At 72.6% G+C, this 17,462-nt stretch carries 15 protein-coding genes; 3 read left to right on the top strand and 12 right to left on the bottom strand.

Going from position 1 to position 17,462, the window contains the following annotated elements; genetic code table 11:
* Nucleotides 1-106: 106 nt before the first annotated feature.
* Together nagE and FM110_RS14355 are read right to left on the bottom strand one after the other, a co-directional pair.
* Nucleotides 107-2,074, bottom strand: a complete 1,968-nt coding sequence (nagE, locus tag FM110_RS00325) for an N-acetylglucosamine-specific PTS transporter subunit IIBC (protein ID WP_087101561.1) — start codon at nt 2,072-2,074, stop codon at nt 107-109.
* A gap of 206 nt (nt 2,075-2,280) precedes the next feature.
* Nucleotides 2,281-2,571, bottom strand: a complete 291-nt coding sequence (locus FM110_RS14355; RefSeq protein ID WP_234991796.1) for a hypothetical protein — start codon at nt 2,569-2,571, stop codon at nt 2,281-2,283.
* 174 nt (nt 2,572-2,745) lie between these two features.
* On the opposite strand from FM110_RS14355, the gene FM110_RS00315 reads away from it, so the two are divergent.
* Nucleotides 2,746-5,019 (top strand): S9 family peptidase, encoded by a 2,274-nt coding sequence (locus tag FM110_RS00315; RefSeq protein WP_407641018.1) that lies wholly within the window; start codon nt 2,746-2,748, stop codon nt 5,017-5,019.
* Nucleotides 5,020-5,709: 690 nt separating this feature from the next.
* Here FM110_RS00315 and FM110_RS00310 read toward each other — a convergent pair.
* The 9 genes from FM110_RS00310 to FM110_RS00270 all read right to left on the bottom strand — a co-directional run bounded on the left by FM110_RS00310 (nt 5,710) and on the right by FM110_RS00270 (nt 14,825).
* Entirely contained in the window at nt 5,710-6,456 is a 747-nt protein-coding gene (locus FM110_RS00310; RefSeq protein WP_143276187.1) for a hypothetical protein, read from the bottom strand.
* Nucleotides 6,457-6,513: 57 nt separating this feature from the next.
* Entirely contained in the window at nt 6,514-6,924 is a 411-nt protein-coding gene (locus FM110_RS00305; RefSeq protein WP_087101556.1) for a hypothetical protein, read from the bottom strand.
* A gap of 624 nt (nt 6,925-7,548) precedes the next feature.
* On the bottom strand, nt 7,549-8,544 hold the full coding sequence (locus tag FM110_RS00300) for an ABC transporter ATP-binding protein (protein ID WP_234991795.1): 996 nt from the start codon (nt 8,542-8,544) through the stop codon (nt 7,549-7,551).
* Between the two features lie 5 nt (nt 8,545-8,549).
* A complete protein-coding gene (locus tag FM110_RS00295; protein ID WP_234991794.1) occupies nt 8,550-9,692 on the bottom strand; it encodes a FecCD family ABC transporter permease in 1,143 nt (380 codons plus the stop codon).
* Nucleotides 9,689-10,729 carry a FecCD family ABC transporter permease gene (locus tag FM110_RS00290; RefSeq protein WP_087101552.1) on the bottom strand — a complete coding sequence of 347 codons (1,041 nt, stop codon included), beginning with the start codon at nt 10,727-10,729 and terminating at the stop codon, nt 9,689-9,691. Before FM110_RS00290 ends, FM110_RS00295 begins: the two co-directional genes overlap by 4 nt.
* The gene (locus FM110_RS00285; RefSeq protein ID WP_327230174.1) at nt 10,726-11,796 is read right to left on the bottom strand and encodes an iron-siderophore ABC transporter substrate-binding protein; all 1,071 of its coding nucleotides are present in this window, start codon (nt 11,794-11,796) and stop codon (nt 10,726-10,728) included. The genes FM110_RS00290 and FM110_RS00285 overlap by 4 nt, the downstream gene beginning before the upstream one ends.
* A gap of 307 nt (nt 11,797-12,103) precedes the next feature.
* Complete coding sequence (locus FM110_RS00280; RefSeq protein ID WP_087101551.1) at nt 12,104-12,952, bottom strand: MetQ/NlpA family ABC transporter substrate-binding protein; 849 nt, start codon at nt 12,950-12,952, stop codon at nt 12,104-12,106.
* Nucleotides 12,953-13,116: 164 nt separating this feature from the next.
* Nucleotides 13,117-13,812: a methionine ABC transporter permease gene (locus FM110_RS00275; RefSeq protein ID WP_087101549.1), complete on the bottom strand. Its 696-nt coding sequence runs from the start codon at nt 13,810-13,812 to the stop codon at nt 13,117-13,119.
* Complete coding sequence (locus tag FM110_RS00270) at nt 13,809-14,825, bottom strand: methionine ABC transporter ATP-binding protein (RefSeq protein WP_087101547.1); 1,017 nt, start codon at nt 14,823-14,825, stop codon at nt 13,809-13,811. Before FM110_RS00270 ends, FM110_RS00275 begins: the two co-directional genes overlap by 4 nt.
* Before the next feature lie 75 nt (nt 14,826-14,900).
* Between FM110_RS00270 and FM110_RS00265 the strand changes: the two genes are divergently transcribed.
* Nucleotides 14,901-15,593 (top strand): SRPBCC domain-containing protein, encoded by a 693-nt coding sequence (locus FM110_RS00265; RefSeq protein ID WP_159457933.1) that lies wholly within the window; start codon nt 14,901-14,903, stop codon nt 15,591-15,593.
* 183 nt (nt 15,594-15,776) lie between these two features.
* Here the strand turns inward: FM110_RS00265 and tadA are convergent, their stop codons facing one another.
* Complete coding sequence (gene tadA, locus FM110_RS00260) at nt 15,777-16,235, bottom strand: tRNA adenosine(34) deaminase TadA (protein ID WP_087101585.1); 459 nt, start codon at nt 16,233-16,235, stop codon at nt 15,777-15,779.
* Between the two features lie 168 nt (nt 16,236-16,403).
* Between tadA and upp the strand changes: the two genes are divergently transcribed.
* The gene (upp, locus tag FM110_RS00255; protein WP_087101543.1) at nt 16,404-17,042 is read left to right on the top strand and encodes a uracil phosphoribosyltransferase; all 639 of its coding nucleotides are present in this window, start codon (nt 16,404-16,406) and stop codon (nt 17,040-17,042) included.
* The last annotated feature ends 420 nt before the right edge of the window (nt 17,043-17,462 follow it).

The raw sequence follows: 17,462 nt of genomic DNA, 5'->3' as shown, positions 1-17,462 counted from the left end.
GCCCGGATGCCCGGATACGACGATGCCGAGGCACGACGATGCCCGCCCGGCGGCTGCCGGACGGGCATCGTCATCGGTCCGCACCGTCACCGGCGCGGCCCCGCGCTCACATCTCGATGCGCGCCGAGGGGTCGTTGAGCACCACCACGGGGGTGATGGTCGGGTGGCCCGCCGCACGGACGGCCGCGAGGTCGACGCGCAGCAGGGGCTGGCCCTCCAGCACCTCGTCGCCGACCGCGACGAGGGAACGGAAGCCGTGGCCCTTCATCTCGACGGTGTCGAGGCCGACGTGGATCAGCACGTCCGCGCCGGACTCGAGGGTCAGCGCGACGGCATGGCCCGTGTCGAAGATGTGGCTGACGCGGCCGGCGGCCGGGGCCACCACATCCACCTCGTCGCCCTCGGGATCGACGGCCGCGCCCGGGCCCATGACCTCACCGGAGAAGGTGGGGTCGGGGACCTCGGACAGCGGGACCACGCGGCCCTCGAGGGGGCGGCGCAGGCGCAGCACCCGCCCGGTCGACCCCGACGGCGAGGACGCGTCGGCACTCGACGAGCCTGCGGCGCCGCCCACGACGGCAGCGCTGCGTGCCGGCTCGGCGACCGCGGCGTCGGCAGGGGCCTCGGCCTCGCCGGACATGATCGCCTCCATCGCGTCCTTCACGAACTGGACGTTGAGGCCGTAGATCACCTGGACGGACTTCCCGCCGGGCTTCATGACGCCGGCGGCTCCGGCGCGCTTGAGAGCCGCCTCGTCGACGGCGGAGGGGTCCTCGAGCTCCATGCGCAGGCGGGTCGCGCAGTTCTCGATCTCGAGGATGTTGCGCTGGCCGCCGAGGGCGGGGATGAACGCGGCGGCGGTGGCGAGGAAGTCCTTGCGGATCTCGGAGCCCTCGGCGCCTCCCTCGCCGCCCTCCCAGGCGTCGTCGCGCCCCGGGGTCTTGAGATCGAAGCGCAGGATCATCCAGCGGAACACGAGGAAGTAGACGACGAACCAGAACAGGCCGATGGGCACGACCATCCACGGGTTCTCCGCCATCGGGCTCTGGGACCCCAGCAGCAGGTCGATGAAGCCGGCGGAGAAGCCGAAGCCCGCACGGATCGGCAGCAGCTGCATGACGGCCATCGAGATGCCCGTGAACAGGGCGTGGACGACGTACAGCACCGGGGCCAGGAACATGAAGGCGAACTCGAGGGGCTCGGTGACGCCCACGAGGATCGAGGAGATCGCGCCCGACAGCAGCAGCGCGGCGGCGAGCTTGCGCTGGTTGGTCTTGGCGGTCGTGTACATCGCGAGCGCCGCGCCCGGGAGGCCGAACATCATGATCGGGAAGAAGCCGGTCATGTACTGGCCGGTGGTCCCCTTGGTGCCCTCGCCGCTGAGGTAGTTGGGCAGGTCGTTGATGCCGGCGACGTCGAACCAGAACACCGAGTTCAGGGCGTGGTGGAGGCCGAGCGGGATCAGCAGGCGGTTGAAGAAGCCGAACAGGCCGGTGCCGATCGGGCCCATGCCGAGCATCAGCTCGCCGAAGGCGACCAGGCCCGCGAACACGATGGGCCAGACGAACATCAAAATCAGCGCGGCGACCACGGAGATCGCCGCCGAGACGATCGCGACCGAGCGCTTGCCGGAGAAGAACGCGAGGGCGTCGGGCAGCTTGGTGTCCTTGAAATTGTCGTAGGACCAGGCCCCGATGAGGCCGCAGATGATGCCGACGAAGACGTTCTCGACCTTGCCGAAGGCGGCCGGGACGGCCTCCTCCTCGATGCCGCGCAGGAGCGCCATCGTCTCGGGCGATAGCAGCGTGGTGACGACGAGCCAGGACGCGAGGCCCGAGAGCGCGGACGTGCCGTCGGACTTCTTGGCCATGCCGATGGCGACGCCGAGGGCGAACAGCAGCGGCATGTTGTTCAGCAGGGCGCCGCCCGCCGCGCCGAGGAAGGCGCCGACGACGTTGTTGGGGTTGCCCGTGGCCGTGGTGATCCAGTAGCCGACGCCGGAGAAGATCGCGGCGACCGGCAGCACCGCGACCGGGAGCATAAGGGAGCGGCCGAGCCGCTGGAGGAACTTCATGGGGACTCCGAGGGGAGAGGGACGGCCCGTTCACGAAGCGCGGGCCGGGGTGAGGGATGGTGACGGGAGCCGTGGCGTGAGCCGCGGCGCCCGCCGTGCGGGATGATGCGTGCGGCCGGACCGAGACAGGCCCTGGCCAAACCGGTCGACCGTGGTCGATACGCTGGACTTCAGCCCATCTGGTCGACAGCGGCCGATCTGGTCGACTATGACCGTTCCGATATAGAACCGACCACGTTCGGGCATGATACCGCGAGCGGTCGCCCACATGACGCTCGATGGCGGACACCGCCGCGCGCGATGCGGGCAGCTGCGGGCGCGTGCTCGGTGCGGACGGCTGCGGGCGCGTGCTCGGCGCGGGCAGCTGCGGGCGCGTGCTCGGTGCGGACGGCTGCGGGCGCGATGGCACTCCGGCGCCTCTCCCGTCCCTCTCCCCTCACCAGCACCAGCACCAGCACCAGCACCAGCACCAGCACCAGCACCAGCACCAGCACCATGGCACGTTCCCGCCGCGGACGACGCGATCAGATGCAGGAGCGCGCCCCTCGACCGCTCGTCCGTCGGGCCCCGCGGTTAGGCTCGGGCGCGTGAACGAGACGACGCAGCCCGACCCCGCCAGCAACGCCACCGCGCCCGGGGCAGAGACCCCCGCGCCCGGGGCGGCGACCACCGTGTCCGAGGCGGAGACCACCGTGGTACCGCCGATCCCCGCGCAGCGCCCGACCGAGCGCATCTTCCACGGGGACACGGTGACGGACCCCTACGAGTGGCTGCGCGACAAGGAGGACCCGGAGGTCATCGCGCACCTCGAGGCCGAGAACGCGTACGCCGACGCCCGCACCGCGCACCTGGCGTCCCTGCGCACGGACCTGGTCGCGGAGTTCGTCGGCCACACCCAGGAGACGGATCTGTCGGTCCCCACGCGCCGCGGAGCGTGGTGGCACATCGTCCGCACCACCGAGGGCCACGACCACCCCGCCTTCACCCGCGTCCCCGCCGAGGACGGCGCCACCGAGGCGCCCGACGTCCGCCCCGGCGAGATGCTCGCGGGCGAGCAGGTGCTGCTGGATGCGCAGGCGCTCTCCGAGGGCCACGAGTTCTTCTCGCTCGGCGGCCTCGCCCTGTCCGACGACCAGGACCTGCTGGCCTACGCGGTGGACGTCGCGGGCGACGAGCGCTTCGCGGTCACCGTGAAGGACCTGGCCACGGGCGAGGTCCTGGATACTGCCGTGCAGGGCGCAGGCTACGGCCTCGCCTTCTCCTCGGATCGGCAGTGGCTGTTCTACGCGCGCATGGACGACGCCTGGCGCCAGCACCAGATCTGGCGCCACCGCATCGGCGGGGAGGCCGCGGACGATCAGCTCGTGATCGCCGAGGACGACGAGCGCTTCACGATCGGCTTCGAGGTCTCCCGCGACCGCTCGACGCTCGTGATCCAGGCGGGGTCCACCACGACGACGGAGTGCTGGCTGCTGGACCTCGCGGATCCGACGTCGACCCTGCGGCCCGCCGGCGGCCGCCGCGCGGGCGTCGAGTACGCGGTCGAGCACGCGGGCGACCACCTGCTGGTGGTCCACAACGACGGCCACGAGGGCTTCGCGCTCGCGACGGCGCCGCTCGCGGACCCGTCGGCGTGGACGACGATCCTGGCGGCCGCCGAGGGCGAGCGCTTCGAGGGCGTCGAGGCCTTCGCCTCCGCCGCCGCCCTCGAGCTGCGCTCCGGCGGCCTCGCGGCGGTGCGGGTGATCCCGCGCGCCGGCGCGGTCGAGGTCCCTGTGCCGAGCGCAGCAGCCGACGATGCAGCCCCTGGGGCCGATGCCGACGATGCAGTCACCGCCTCGGCTGTGGCCGATGGCTCCGCAGACGATGCGGGGGGCGTCACCGGCTCGAGCGACGACGCCGATCCGAGCGCGCTGTGGGACGTCGCGGGCGCGTGGGGCATCGACCACGGCGGCGAGCTCGACTCGGTGTGGCTGGGCGCGAACCACGACTGGGACTCCCCCGCCCTGCGCTACGAGCTGACCAGCCTGCTCACCCCGTCGACCGTCGCCGAGGCCGACCTCGCGACGCATGCCACCCGCGTCCTCAAGCGCACGCCCGTCCCCGGCTACGACCCCGAGCTGTACGTCGAGAAACGCCTGTGGGCCACGGCGGGCGACGGCACGCGCATCCCGCTGTCGGTCGCGATGCGCCGCGAGATCTCCGCCGACGGCGCGAACCCCGGCTACCTGTACGGCTACGGCTCCTACGAGGTGTCGGTCGACCCGTCGTTCGTGCCCACGCGCCTGTCGCTGCTGGACCGCGGCGTCGTGGTCGCGATCGCGCACGTGCGCGGCGGCGGCGAGATGGGCCGCCCCTGGTACCAGCAGGGGAAGCTGCTGGCCAAGAAGAACACGTTCACCGACTTCGTGGACGCCGCCGGGGCCCTCGTCGAGCAGGGCTGGGTGGCACCGGACCGTCTGGCCGCGGAGGGCCGCAGCGCGGGCGGCCTGCTGATGGGCGCGGTCGCGAACCTCGCCCCCGAGCGCTTCCGAGCGATCCTCGCGGGCGTCCCCTTCGTCGACGCCCTCACGACGATCCTCGACCCCTCGCTGCCGCTGACCGTCGGCGAGTGGGAGGAGTGGGGCGACCCCCTGCACGATCCCGAGGTGTACGCGTATATGAAGAGCTACTCGCCGTACGAGAACGTGCGGGCCGCCGAGTACCCGGCGATCTTCGCCTCGACGTCGCTGAACGACACGCGCGTGTTCTTCGTCGAGCCCGCCAAGTGGGTCGCGCGCCTGCGCGAGACCATCACGAGCGACCAGGAGCGACGGCCCATCGTCTTCCGCTGCGAGGTGGTGGCCGGGCACGGCGGCCGCAGCGGGCGCTATGCGAAGTGGGAGCAGCGGGCCGACGAGCTGGCCTGGCTGCTCGACCAGATCGGCGCGACCGCGCGGATCTGACGGGAGACCGCGCAGATCTGACGCGCGTCTACAAGGATCTGACGGTGGCGGCTCGCCCACTGTCTCGCATCATCTGCCCCCCTCCCCGAGCGCCACGCTGCGACCCAGATCGCGGATGATCTGACACGCAGCGTGGCGCTCGACGAGGCCCGGCGACGACTGGGACCCTGAGCGCTGCCCCTCCCACACCCGTCTGGTCCGGCACTACCGAGACACTGAACGGCCCGACCCCCACCACCTCCCCGAGGAGGCCCGATGATCCGTTGCCGCACTCTCACCGTCACTGCTCTCACCCTCACGCCGGCCTCCGGATAGTCCGACGGGGACATCGACGTCCGCGGCAACGGCGGCAGCGACGGAACCGTGACGGTGACGGCGGCGAGTCCGGGGGAGGCGGCTGCGCCAGCGCCCCCAAGACGGTGTCCGTCGCACTCAAAGCAGACGCGCCACGTCACCCCGAAGAAGACCGTCAGCGCCGAAGCCACGAAGCACTCCCGGGTCGAGGACTACTCCTCCGGCAAGCCCGCCTCCGGTGGCCCCCAGGCCGTCGACCTCAGCCCCAACTCCTGGCACTCCATTCCCGGCACCGACGGCCTCACAGTCCGGTCCCTGACGCCACGGCAGATCCGATGACCATCGACCCGAGGACGCAACCGCGTCGGCCGATCCCATCGCCGCCCCGCTGCGAGGTCACCGGCTCTTGAACTTGCAGTAGCTCTGAGCGGCCCGCAGGTCCGGGTCGTCCTCACCGATCACCGACCGGACCGAGACCTCTACCGGCTCCGGGAGGCCGTTGTCGGCGTAGCGCATCCAGTAGGCCCAGCAGACTCCACTCCCACCCCGCGGATGGCCATGCTTGGACAGGAACTGGATCCCCATCGGCAAGCTGCCGTCGTCAAGGGTCACCCGCTCACGCAGCACTCCCGCGATCGCGGTCGTCAGGGTCCTGTCGTCACCGGTGAGGTGCGCAAGCGTCAGAGGGGTATCCGATGGGCCCTCGGTCGTGGGCCACGGGCGGGCATGGAGATCTGCGAGGGCGGCGATCGTGTCGGTCGCCGTGATGTCGATCCACCAGCCGTCGGGAAACCGGAGTGTGTAGAGCTTCCTGCCGTCACGGAAGGCGCGCGGCCGCCAGCTGGCCTTCATGGTGCCGGCTTCGTCCCACTCGGCGACGATCTGGTCCCACAGCGCGTCGAGGTCCATCCTCATGGCATCAGCGATTGGCTGGAGTGCGCGGCGCTCCCTGTTGACATCGGTGCGATACGGGGCCAGCAGCTCCATGTACGCCGTCACCGGGTCCGCGCACGCATAGATCGTCTGCCCAGGAGTGTCGTACCGACTCCAAGCCTCCACCCCTTCCTCCGCTGTCCGGACGACCGGGTTGAGCGGGCCGTACGACTCACGAGCGACCCGCACCGCAGTGTCCGGGCCCGCCACGAGAGCGAGTCCGGTCCGTGAGCAGATGCGCTGAGCGCTCGACGTCGACACCAGAGGTCAGCCGCCGAAGGAGTCGTCGACCAGGGCCTGAGCGGCCGTCGCGACCTCGTCGAGGCGCCCCTCGCGTATCGCGTTGACCGGGGTGTCGTACCTCAGCCAGGGGTTGGCGCCGATGAACCAGACCCGAGCGACGTGCTCGCCTTCGGCCTCGGCGACTCTCTGCCACTGCTCGTAAGCGAAGTAGAGCCGCTTGGCGGCCTCCGGACGCGGCTCCGAGCCCGTGGTCTTCGCCCACCTGTACGAGGACTTCGTATCCGAAGCTCCCGCAAGAGCCGAGACCAGCGTTCCCCCGAGCGCCGCGTTCAGTCGTCGAGTGACCTCGCGAACTCCGAGGGAGATCGACTGCCGATAGGCCGCGTTCTGGACCGGTCGGATACCTGCGTCAGCCGCAGACTGCGTGCGTGCCATGCGCTCCTCCTTCCGAAGGGTGTCGGACAAGCCTACAGGATCTCCACCTCTATTGGCACCCGTCTCCCACCCTTATGACACCGGAAAATCTCTTCGTGCGCCACCCCGCGGCGACCCCACAGGGGCCCGGCGACGAAGCCCCCATGACCCCGCGACGCAACGATCCGAGCAGGCCCGGTCACACGGCAGGGCCTCGATCGCGGCACGAGGGCATCGGCATCTCCAGGCGCCGTCGCCCCTCGTTCCGTGACCGATCGGAGATCCGATGTGCCCGGCCCGCGCCGAAGGAGGAGGCCGCTGCCAGGCGCGAGATCAGGCGCTGGGCGAAAAAACTCCTGGAGATCGGCGGCACCCATCCCGCTTCGAGCTCGCTCCTGGACCGCGCTCAGGGGCCAGGCGCTGGAGCGTGACCGTGAAGAGGCCGAGGCGCGTGTCCTCCAGCGCCGGCACCAAGTACAGGCCCACCCCCAGCGAGCTCGGCGCCCGCGGGATCTTGGCGAGCGACCGCGCGGATCTGAGAGAAGACCCGGGCCCCGCCCCGAGCGCCACGCTGCGACTCAGAATCGGGACTTCACGAGTCGCATCGTGACGCTCGACGGCTGAGACGGGGTCGGCCGCCCCAGCTCACGCCGCCCCTCTGCCCCGCGCGGCCTCCGCGGCTGTGCGCGGGAGCACCACGGGGTGGCCCAGCAGGGGGTCGGTGATGACGTCGGCGGCGAGGTCGAACACCTCGGCCAGGACGTCGGGCACGAGCACCTCGGCGGGCGTTCCCGTGGCGACGATGCGGCCGGCGGCCATCGCCACCACGTGGTCGGCCACGCGGGCGGCCATGTTCAGCTCGTGGAGCACCGCCACCGTGGTCGCGCGGTGCGGGCCGGTCGGATGCGCAGCCCCGTCGGACGCGGAGGCACTGTCGGACGCGGCGGCCGCTTCCCCGCCTGCGCTCCCCTCCCCCGGCGCCGTCGGATCCGGCAGGCCCTTCACCAGCTCGAGCAGCTCCACCTGGTGGCTCATGTCGAGGTAGCTGGTGGGCTCATCCAGCAGGATCACGGGCGTCTGCTGCGCCAGGACGAGCGCCAGCCACACGCGCTGGCGCTGGCCGCCGGAGAGCTGGGACACCTGCCGGTCGGCGAGGTCCACGAGGTCCATGCGGGTCAGGGCCGAGGCGATCACGGCGTCGTCCTCGCGGGTCCGCGTCCCCAGCCACGAGCGGTGCGGGTGGCGACCGCGGTCCACAAGCTGCTCGACGGTCATGCCGTCCGGCACGAGCGGGGACTGCGGCAGCAGCGCTACCGTGCGCGCGTACGCCTTGGCGGACAGCGCACCCACGTCCTGGCCCTGCACCTCGATGCTGCCGCCGCGCAGGGGCAGCTGGCGGGTGAGGCCGCGCAGCAGGGTCGACTTGCCGCAGCCGTTGGCGCCGATGATCACGGTGGTGGCGTGGCGCGGCACGTCGAGGTCGACGCCGTGGACCACCTCGGTCTCGCCGTAGCCGAGGCGCACGCCGCGCAGGCGCATCGCGGGAGCGGGCACGACGGCCGCATCACGGGCGATCGCATCGCTGGCGACCGCATCGGCGGCGGGACCAGCGGCGTCGGAGGCGGTGCGGGGAGCGGTCATGGGACTCATCCCTTCCTGGCCGCGCTGATGAGCAGCCACAGCATGAGGGGCGCGCCCACGGCGCCGGTGAGGACGCCCGCGGGCAGGGGGACGTCGCCGATCAGCTCGCCGCCGACGAAGTCCGCGAGGACCACGACCACGGCGCCGACCAGGCCCGCGATGCCGACGCTCGCCCGGCCGCCGGCCAGGGCCCGGGCAATCGGCGTGGACAGCAGGGCCACGAAGGCGAGGGGACCGACGGCGGCGGTCGCGGCCGCGGCGAGCAGGGCCCCTGCGACGAGCGCGCCCAGACCGGCGCGGCCGGCGGGGGCGCCGAGGCCGTGGGCGAGGTCCTCGCCCAGGTCCGCCGGGGCCAGCGCCCGATGCAGCCAGACGGCCACGGGCACGAGCACGACGAGAGCCAGGGCCAGCCAGGCGATGCGGGTCCAGGTGACGCCGTTCAGGGACCCGGCGGTCCAGATCATCGCCGTCTGCAGGTCGAAGGTGGACAGCAGGGTGAGCGCGCCGGAGACGATCGCCTGACCGAGCGCTCCGATCGCGATGCCCGCGACGATCACGCGCTGGCCGCCGATGGCCCCGGCCGCTCCCCCGCCGCCGCGGCCCACGCGGGCGAAGCCGAGGATCAGCGCGGACGCGCCGAGCGCCCCGGCGAGCGCGGCGATCGCCATGGGGGCGCCGCGCCAGCCCAGCAGCGTGAGCACCAGGACGGCCGCGGCGGCGGCGCCCGAGGTCACGCCCAGGATGTCGGGGCTGGCGAGCGGGTTGCGCAGGGTGCGGCGGAACAGGGCCCCGGAGGCGCCGAGCGCGAATCCGGCCAGCGCCCCGGCGAGCGCGCGCGGCAGCTTGACCTCCAGGACGATGTAGCTGGCGCCGGGGATGACGGTGCCGCGGAGGATCCGCACGAAGTCGGCGATGGTCACGGTGTAGTCGCCCAGCAGGACTCGGACGGCCATCGCTCCGACGAGCAGCAGGGCCAGGACACCGGTGACGGCGAGTAGGCGGCGCCGGGTGCGGCGACGGAGGTCGGCGATGACGGCCAGGGCGTCGGCGGTGCGGGCCGCAGGCGCCGGGGAGGCACCGCCCCGGGTGCCCTGCGCCGCCGGCCCATCGGGCACACGGGGCCGGCGCGCGGTGCGCTGAGCGGTCACGGCGCCATCACCCGCCCCCGCTGCAGCAGCACGAGCAGGACGGGCACGCCCAGCAGCACCGTGGCCACGCCGATCGGCACGCCCTGGGGCGCGATCACGAGGCGCCCGACGATGTCGGCGAGGACCACGAGCACCGCGCCCCAGCCGGCGCAGCCGATCACCAGGGCGCGCGTCGAGCCGGGGCCGAGGCGGCGCAGCGCGTGCGGGACCATGAGTCCGACGAAGCCGATGGGCCCGGCGAGCGCGGTCGCGGCGGCGCTCAGGAGCACGGTGGCCCCGAGCAGGACGGCGCGCAGGCGCTCGGGCCGGGCGCCGAGGCCGTGGGCCATGTCGTCGCCCAGGGCCACAGCATCCAGGCCCGGGGCGGCGGCGAGCACGGCGAGGATCCCGATCAGGACGACGGCGCCGAGGGCGAGGGCGTCGGGCAGGTCGGCGCGGGCGAGCGTGCCGACGGCCCAGAAGCGGAACTGCTCGCGCGCCTGCTGGTCGACGAGCAGGGCGGCGGAGGTCAGCGATCCGGCCCCGGCGGCGACGGCGGCACCGGCGAGGGTGAGGGACAGCGGGCCGGGCGCTCCTCCCCCGGCCCCGCCCAGGCGGGAGGCGGCCGCGGCGACCGTGTAGACGAGCACGGCGGCGGCGAGAGTCCCGAGGGCGGCCAGAGCGATGAGCACCCCGAGGTTCCCGGTGATCCCGAGGACCAGGCCGATCACGACGGCCAGGTGCGCGCCGGCGCCGAGCCCGAGGATCCCGGGGTCGCCCAGCGGGTTGCGGGTGGCGCCCTGGATCGCAAGGCCGGAGACGGCCAGCGCCGCGCCGACGACGATGCCCGTCACGGTGCGGGGCACGCGGGAGACGACGGCGGCACCGGCGATGTCGGCCGGTTCGGTCCCGCCGATCCAGGTGAGCAGCGCGTCCACGGCCTCGCCGGGCGGGACGGAGCGGACGCCGAGGGCGACGGCCGCGATGCTTACGACGACGAGGACCGCGAACGGCAGGGCGGCGGCGAGCGCGCGCCGCCCCCCGTTCGCCGGTCTCACTGGCCCGTGGCCTTCTTCGCGGTCTCGGCGATGGCCGGGAGGGTGTTGTCGACGGCCCACGGCAGCGACAGCGCCGAGGCGGCGGAGACGGAGAGGACCTGCTGGGCATCGGTCTGCAGCACGAGCGCGTCGGCGGCGACCGCGGGGATCTTCGACAGCAGCGGGTCGGACTTCAGCGCCGCCGCCAGGTCCTCGGACTCGGCCCAGGTCACGAGCACGTCGGCCTCGAGCTGATCGGCCTGCTCGGGGCTCCAGGTGATGAAGAAGGCCTGATCGTCGGTCTGGTTCTCGGTGACGACCGGGGCCTGCTTCATGCCCAGCTGCTCGAGCAGGCGGGGCCGGTTGTCGACGTCGGTGTACAGGGAGATCTGCGGGTCCGAGGCGGGGTCGATCGTGCCGTACAGGAACGTGGTGTCCTTGAGCTCGGGGTGCTCGGCGGCGAAGTCGGCCAGCGTCGCGTCCACGTCCTCGATGACGCCGGCGGCGACGTCCTCGAGGCCGAGGGCCTGGCCGATGATCGTCGTGGAGTCCTGCCAGGAGGTGCCGTAGGCGACGGCGTCCTTCGGGTAGGCGATGGTGGGGGCGATCTTGGCGAGCTGGTCGTACTGCTCCTGCGTGATGCCGGAGTAGACGGCGAGGATCACGTCGGGCTGGAGCGCGGCGATCTCGGTGAAGTTGGGGCCGTCGGTCTCGGCGTACATCGTCGGCTTCTCGCCGCCGAGGTCCTCGAGCGCGGCGTCGAACCAGTCGGTGGACTTGTTCGCGTTGCCGCCGTAGCTGGTCTCGGGGATACCGACGGGGACGACGCCGAGGGCGACGCAGACGTCGTGGTTGACCCACGAGACGGTGGCGACGCGCTCGGGCTGCGCCTCGAGGGTGGTCTCGCCATAGACGTGCTCGATGGTGCGGGGGAAGCCCTCGGCGGAGCCGCCGTCGCTCGCGGCGGCGCCTGCGGACTCACGGCTCTCCTGCGAGCCGGTCGTGCAGGCGGCCAGCAGCAGCGAGGCCGAGCCGAGGGCGCCCAGACCGAGCACCTGACGGCGGGAGGCGGGACGGATGGAGGTCACGGACGTGCCTTTCGGTCGGGGGAAGCCGGCGGCGCCGTGCCGGTGGGCCCGTGCGCGCGGTCCCGGGCACCCGCCCGGGAATAAGGCAAGCCTAACCTAGCGAAAATGTGGTGCGCGACGGGTCGGGGCGTGATGCGAGGCACGCCGCAGGGTGGGTGCGCGGCGCAGGGTGCGCGGCGCGGGGCGGGGTGCGCGGCGCAGGGTGCGCGGCGCGGGGCGGGGTGCGCGGCGCACCGCGGGCCCGGCCGCCGCAGCGACCGGGCCCACAGAGCGGCGTCGGGCGGGGTCCATCGGCACCGCCCCGCGATCAGAACGCCGGGATGACCGAGCCGTCGGTGTAGGTGGTCGTGATGAACGTCTTGACGTCCTCGGAGTGCAGCAGCTCCTCGAGCTTCGCGAGGCCCGCATTGTCCTTGTCGGCCTCGCGGCACACCATCATGTTGGCGTAGGGGCTGCCCTCGCCCTTCTCCAGGTGCAGGGCCTGCTCGGAGGGCTTCAGCCCCGCCTCGAGCGCGTAGTTGCCGTTGACGGCGCCGAGGGCGAAGTCACCGAGGGAGCGCGGGATCTGCGCGGCCTCGATCTCCGTGAACGTCAGGTTCTTGGGGTTGTCCTGCACGTCGGACGTCGTGGCCTGCGACGGCTCGACGCCGTCCTTGAGGGTGATGAGCCCGGCCTCGGCGAGCAGGCCCAGGCCGCGACCGGTGTTCGCCGGGTCGTTCGCGATCGCGACCTCGGAGCCGTCGGCCAGCTCATCGAGCGAGGTGATCTTCTCCGAGTACAGGCCCATCGGCTCGATGTGGATGCCCTCGAAGGCGTGGAACTCGTAGCCCTTCTCCTTCTCCTGCTCGGCCAGGAAGTTCGGGGTCTGGTAGTAGTTCGCGTCGATGTCGCCGTCGGAGAGCGCCTGGTTGGGGATCTGGTAGTCCGTGTACTGCTCGATCGTGAGCTCGAGCCCGGCGTCCTTGGTGAGGTTGTCCTGCACGAACTGGAGGATCTCCGCGTGCGGCTTCGGGGAGGCGCCGACGGTGATCTTCGTGATCCCGCCCTCCTCCGTCGGGCCCTCGGATCCGGAGCCGAAGGCCCCGCAGCCGGACAGGGCGAGCGCGGCCAGGCCGGTGCCCGAGGCGAGCAGGGTGCGGCGGTCGAAAGCGGTCATGGGGTTCTCCTCAGGGGTGTGGGCGGGTGAGAGACGGAGGGGGGGTCAACGGGGCTGGGTCATCGGCCGGCGGCGGGGGCTCGCCAGCGCGGGCTCAGCGGCACGGGCTCATCGACACGGGCTCGACGATGCGGGCTCATCGACACGGGCTCGACGATGCGGGCTCATCGGCTCTGGGCACGGTGGTCGACGGCGCGCGCCAGGGCCGTGCCGACGGCCTGGACGAGCACCACGATGACGATGAGCACGAGCACCGTCGCGATCATCACGACGTCGTCGTAGCTCTGGTAGCCGCGACGGATCGCGAGGTCGCCCAGGCCCTTGCCGCCGACGGCCCCGGCCATCGCGGTGTAGCCGATGACCGCGATCGTCGTGGTCGTGAGCGAGCCGATGATCCCGGGCAGCGCCTCCGGCAGCAGCACCTGGCGGATCACCTGCCAGCGGGTCGCGCCCATCATCTGCACCGCCTCGATCTTGCCCGCGGCGATCTCCCGCAGGTTGATCTCGATGAGGCGGGCGAGGAACGGGATCGCGGAGATCGTCAGCGCGAACATCGCCGCGTCGGGCCCGGTCACGCGGCCCACCACGAAGCGGGTCACGGGGATCAGCGCGATGATCAGGATGATGAACGGGAACGAGCGCCCGATGTTCACGATGAAGCCGACGATGCGGTTGATCCACCGCGCCGCCCGGCTCGTCGAGCGCTCCGTCTCGTACAGGAGCACGCCGAGCGGCACGCCGATGAGCGCCGTGAACAGCATCGTTCCCACGGTCATGTAGAGGGTGATGAGCGTGTTCGACCACAGGCTGGTGTTCGTGTCCCAGGTGGTGAAGACGGGGTTCGTGAGCCATTCGCTCATCGGGTCACCTCCGTGGCGACGACGCCCGCCGCATCGAGCTCCTGCAGGAACGCGGCCAGGCCCGCCGCGCTGATCGCGGTGCCCGACTCGTTGCGCAGGGCGAGCTGGACGCGGCCCACCTGGCGGCCGCCGATGGTCTCGATGGTGCCGGCGACGATCGTCGCACGGGCCCCGCGCCGCTCCGCGAGGGCGACGAGGTCCTCGCTGGTGCGCAGGGTCTCGGAGTCGCCGTAGGAGCAGTTGACCACGAGCGCGTCGATGCCCGTGGGGGCGGGCGGCAGCGGCACCAGCTCGGGGGCGAGCGCCCCGTGCGGGTCGCTCGCCGCGTCCAGCAGCGAGCCGGTCTGGACGACCTTCCCGTGCTCGAGCAGCGTCACGGCGTCGCAGACCTCGCGGACGACGGACATCTCGTGGGTGATGATCACGACCGTGATCCCGAGGCGGTCGCGCAGGTCACGGATCAGCTCGAGGATCTGCCGGGTGGTCGAGGGGTCGAGCGCGCTGGTGGGCTCATCGCACAGCAGCACCTTGGGCTCGGCGGCCAGGCCGCGAGCGATGCCCACGCGCTGGATCTGCCCGCCCGAGAGCTGCGCCGGATGGTTGTGCTCGCGGCCGGTCAGGCCCACGAGGTCCACGAGCTCGGCGACGCGGCGCTCGCGCTCGGCCTTGGGCACGCCCGCGATCTCGAGGGGGTGGGCGATGTTCTGCGCCGCCGTCCGCGAGTCGAGCAGGTTGGCGTGCTGGAACACCATCCCGATGTCGCGCCGGGCGGTGCGCAGGTCCGCGCCCTCGAGCGCGGCGATATCCGTGCCGTCGATGCTCACGCTCCCCGAGGTGGGCTTCTCGAGCCCGGTCAGGCAGCGGATGAGCGTCGACTTGCCCGCGCCGGAGCGGCCCACGATGCCGTGGATCTGCCCGGGGGCGATGCCCAGATCGATGCCGTCGAGCGCGACGACGGGGTCTCCCCCGCCGGGCGCGGAGAAGACCTTGGTGAGGCCGTCGAGAGTGATCACGGGAGGCAGTGAATCAGAGGGGACCCCTTGCGGAGCCGTTCGTGTTCACAGAGCGACCACTTCGGCCCCGGCGCCGTGCGGGAGGTCACACGGGGGTGCTGCGCGCGGGGGGTCGGCACCGGGGGCCTCCCCCGTCCAGAATCTGCATCCCTGTGGCACGAACCCTGGATAATCCAGAGCATCTGCCGTTTCAGTGCACATTCCGGACAGAGCGCCTGGTCGTCGCCCCGTCCCACCGGCACCCGCACCGACCGCGGCATCGCGATCACCCGTCGCTTCCCGCTGCCGCCCGCGGAGCTGTGGCAATGGCCCACCGAGCCCGACCGCACCGCGCAGTGGTTCGGGCGCTGGAGCGGCGACCCGTCGACGGGCGAGGTCGCGGTGCAGCTCTCCGCCGAGGACGGGGCACCGATGTCGACATCCGCGATCCACGAGTGCACCCCGCCCCAGCGCCTGGTGCTGGGCACCGGCCCCCGCTGGGTGATCGCCCTCGACATCACGGCGGACGACGCCGACTCCGAGGGATCCGCGGATGACAGCTCAGGCCGCATGCGCATCAGCGGTGCGACCCTCACGCTCTCGCAGGACATGGACGAGGCCGGATTCGCCGCGGAGGTCGGCCCCGGCTGGGAGTACTACCTGGACCGCCTCGTCGCCGCGACCGAGGACCGCGACGCCGAGGCCACCGCCTTCGAGCCCGACTACCTGCCCGGCATGGCCGAGCACTACCGCGCGCTGTTCACGGGCAAGGCCACCGCGGGGCGCTGACGGGACGGGGCTATCACAGCACCGGACGGGTTCCTGGGGCGGACAGATCCCTCGCTGCGCGCATCACCGCGCCGGTGCCGAGCGCGGCGCACGCAGCACCGGGCCCTCAGTGCCGGGCGCGGCGAGCACCAGACGCGGGGGCGAGCCCTCAGCGCTCAGAGCTCCGCGCACGGCGACAGGCCCTCAACGCCGAGCGCGTCGCGCGCGGAAGAACTCACGCAGCAGGTCCCCGCACTCCTCGGCCCGCACACCGCTCGTCACCTCGCAGCGGTGGTTGAGCCGGGGCTCGCGCAGCAGGTCGTAGAGGGACCCGGCCGCCCCCGCCTTGGGGTCGCTCGCCCCGTAGACGACGCGCTCGATGCGCGAGAGCACGATCGCGCCGGCGCACATCGTGCAGGGCTCGAGCGTGACCGCGAGGGTGCAGCCGGACAGGTTCCATCGTCCCGTCGCGCGAGCGGCCGCGCGCAGGGCGAGCACCTCGGCGTGGGCGGTCGGGTCCTCGTCGGCCTCCCGCCGGTTCCCGGCGCGGGCGAGCACGCGGCCGTCGGGGCCGATGACGACGGCGCCGATGGGGACGTCGGGTCGTGCGCGGTCGGGGCCGGGCTCGGCTGCGGCGCGGGCCTCGGCCAGGGCGAGGGCCATCAGGTCGTCGTCGCCGAGCGGCGCGGCCCCTGGTCGCAGGGAGTCGGGCTCCGGTCGCAGGGGGTCGGGCTCCGGTCGCAGGGGGTCGGGCGCGGAGGTCACGTGCGCATTCTCCCAGGGCGGCCGGAGGGCCCGCGCGGCGCCGCATCGCTCCGGTAGATTCGGGGCATGCGCGTCCTCGAGATCGACCACCCCCTCGTCGCCCACAAGCTCACCGTGCTGCGCGACGCCACCACCCGCTCCTCGGTGTTCCGCCAGCTCGCGGACGAGCTCGTGACGCTCCTGGCGTACGAGGCCACGCGCAACGTCGCCGTGGCGCCCGTCGAGATCACCACCCCCGTGAGCCCGATGACCGGAACCAAGCTCACCAACCCGAAGCCGATGGTGGTGCCGATCCTCCGCGCCGGCCTGGGCATGCTCCACGGCCTGACCACCCTGCTGCCGACGGCCGAGGTCGGGTTCCTGGGCATGGTCCGCAACGAGGAGACCCTCGAGGTCACCACGTACGCCAACCGCCTGCCCGACGACCTCACGGGGCGCCAGTGCTTCGTGCTGGATCCGATGCTCGCCACCGGCCACACCCTCATCGCGTCGGTGAACTACCTGCACGAGCGCGGCGCCCGCGACATCACCTGCGTGACGCTGCTGAGCGCACCGGAGGGCCTGAAGAACCTGGACGATGCGATCGACGACGAGGTCGACCTCACCGTCGTGACCGCTGCCATCGACGAGAGGCTCAACGAGAAGAGCTACATCGTCCCCGGCCTCGGCGATGCGGGCGACCGCCTCTTCGGCGTCGTCGACTGACCGCCCCCCTCGCAGCGCCCCCCTAACCCACCCGCCGCGGCCCGGCACTGCCCAGGTGTCGGGCCGCGGCGCGTCGCCCGTTGCCACGGATGCTCGAGCCCGCCGGGGCCGGGTTGCGCATTGTCGTCGGGGGTGCGCGACTCGCGAGGGGTGCTCGGTCAGGTCAGCGGGCACGCCCAGCTCTGGGGCGCTCAACCCCACCAGCGGTGCACGACCCGCCAGGGATGCTCGGCAAGCCCAGGGGCACGCCTGGGTTCTCGCGTGAGCTGTCGGACGCGGGGCGCGACCCCGCCAGGCCTGCTGGGCGCCGCCATCCGTGACCTGGCCGGGGGTGCAATTCCGCCCGGGGTTCTGCCTTGCCTGGGGCGCGCGACGCCTTGCCGGGGGCGCGCGACAAAGATGGGCGCTGGAGAGCCGGTC

The sequence above is a fragment of the Brachybacterium nesterenkovii genome, from assembly GCF_900163655.1.
Lineage (GTDB): Bacteria > Actinomycetota > Actinomycetes > Actinomycetales > Dermabacteraceae > Brachybacterium > Brachybacterium nesterenkovii.
This window is presented reverse-complemented; position numbering and strand designations above follow the sequence as displayed.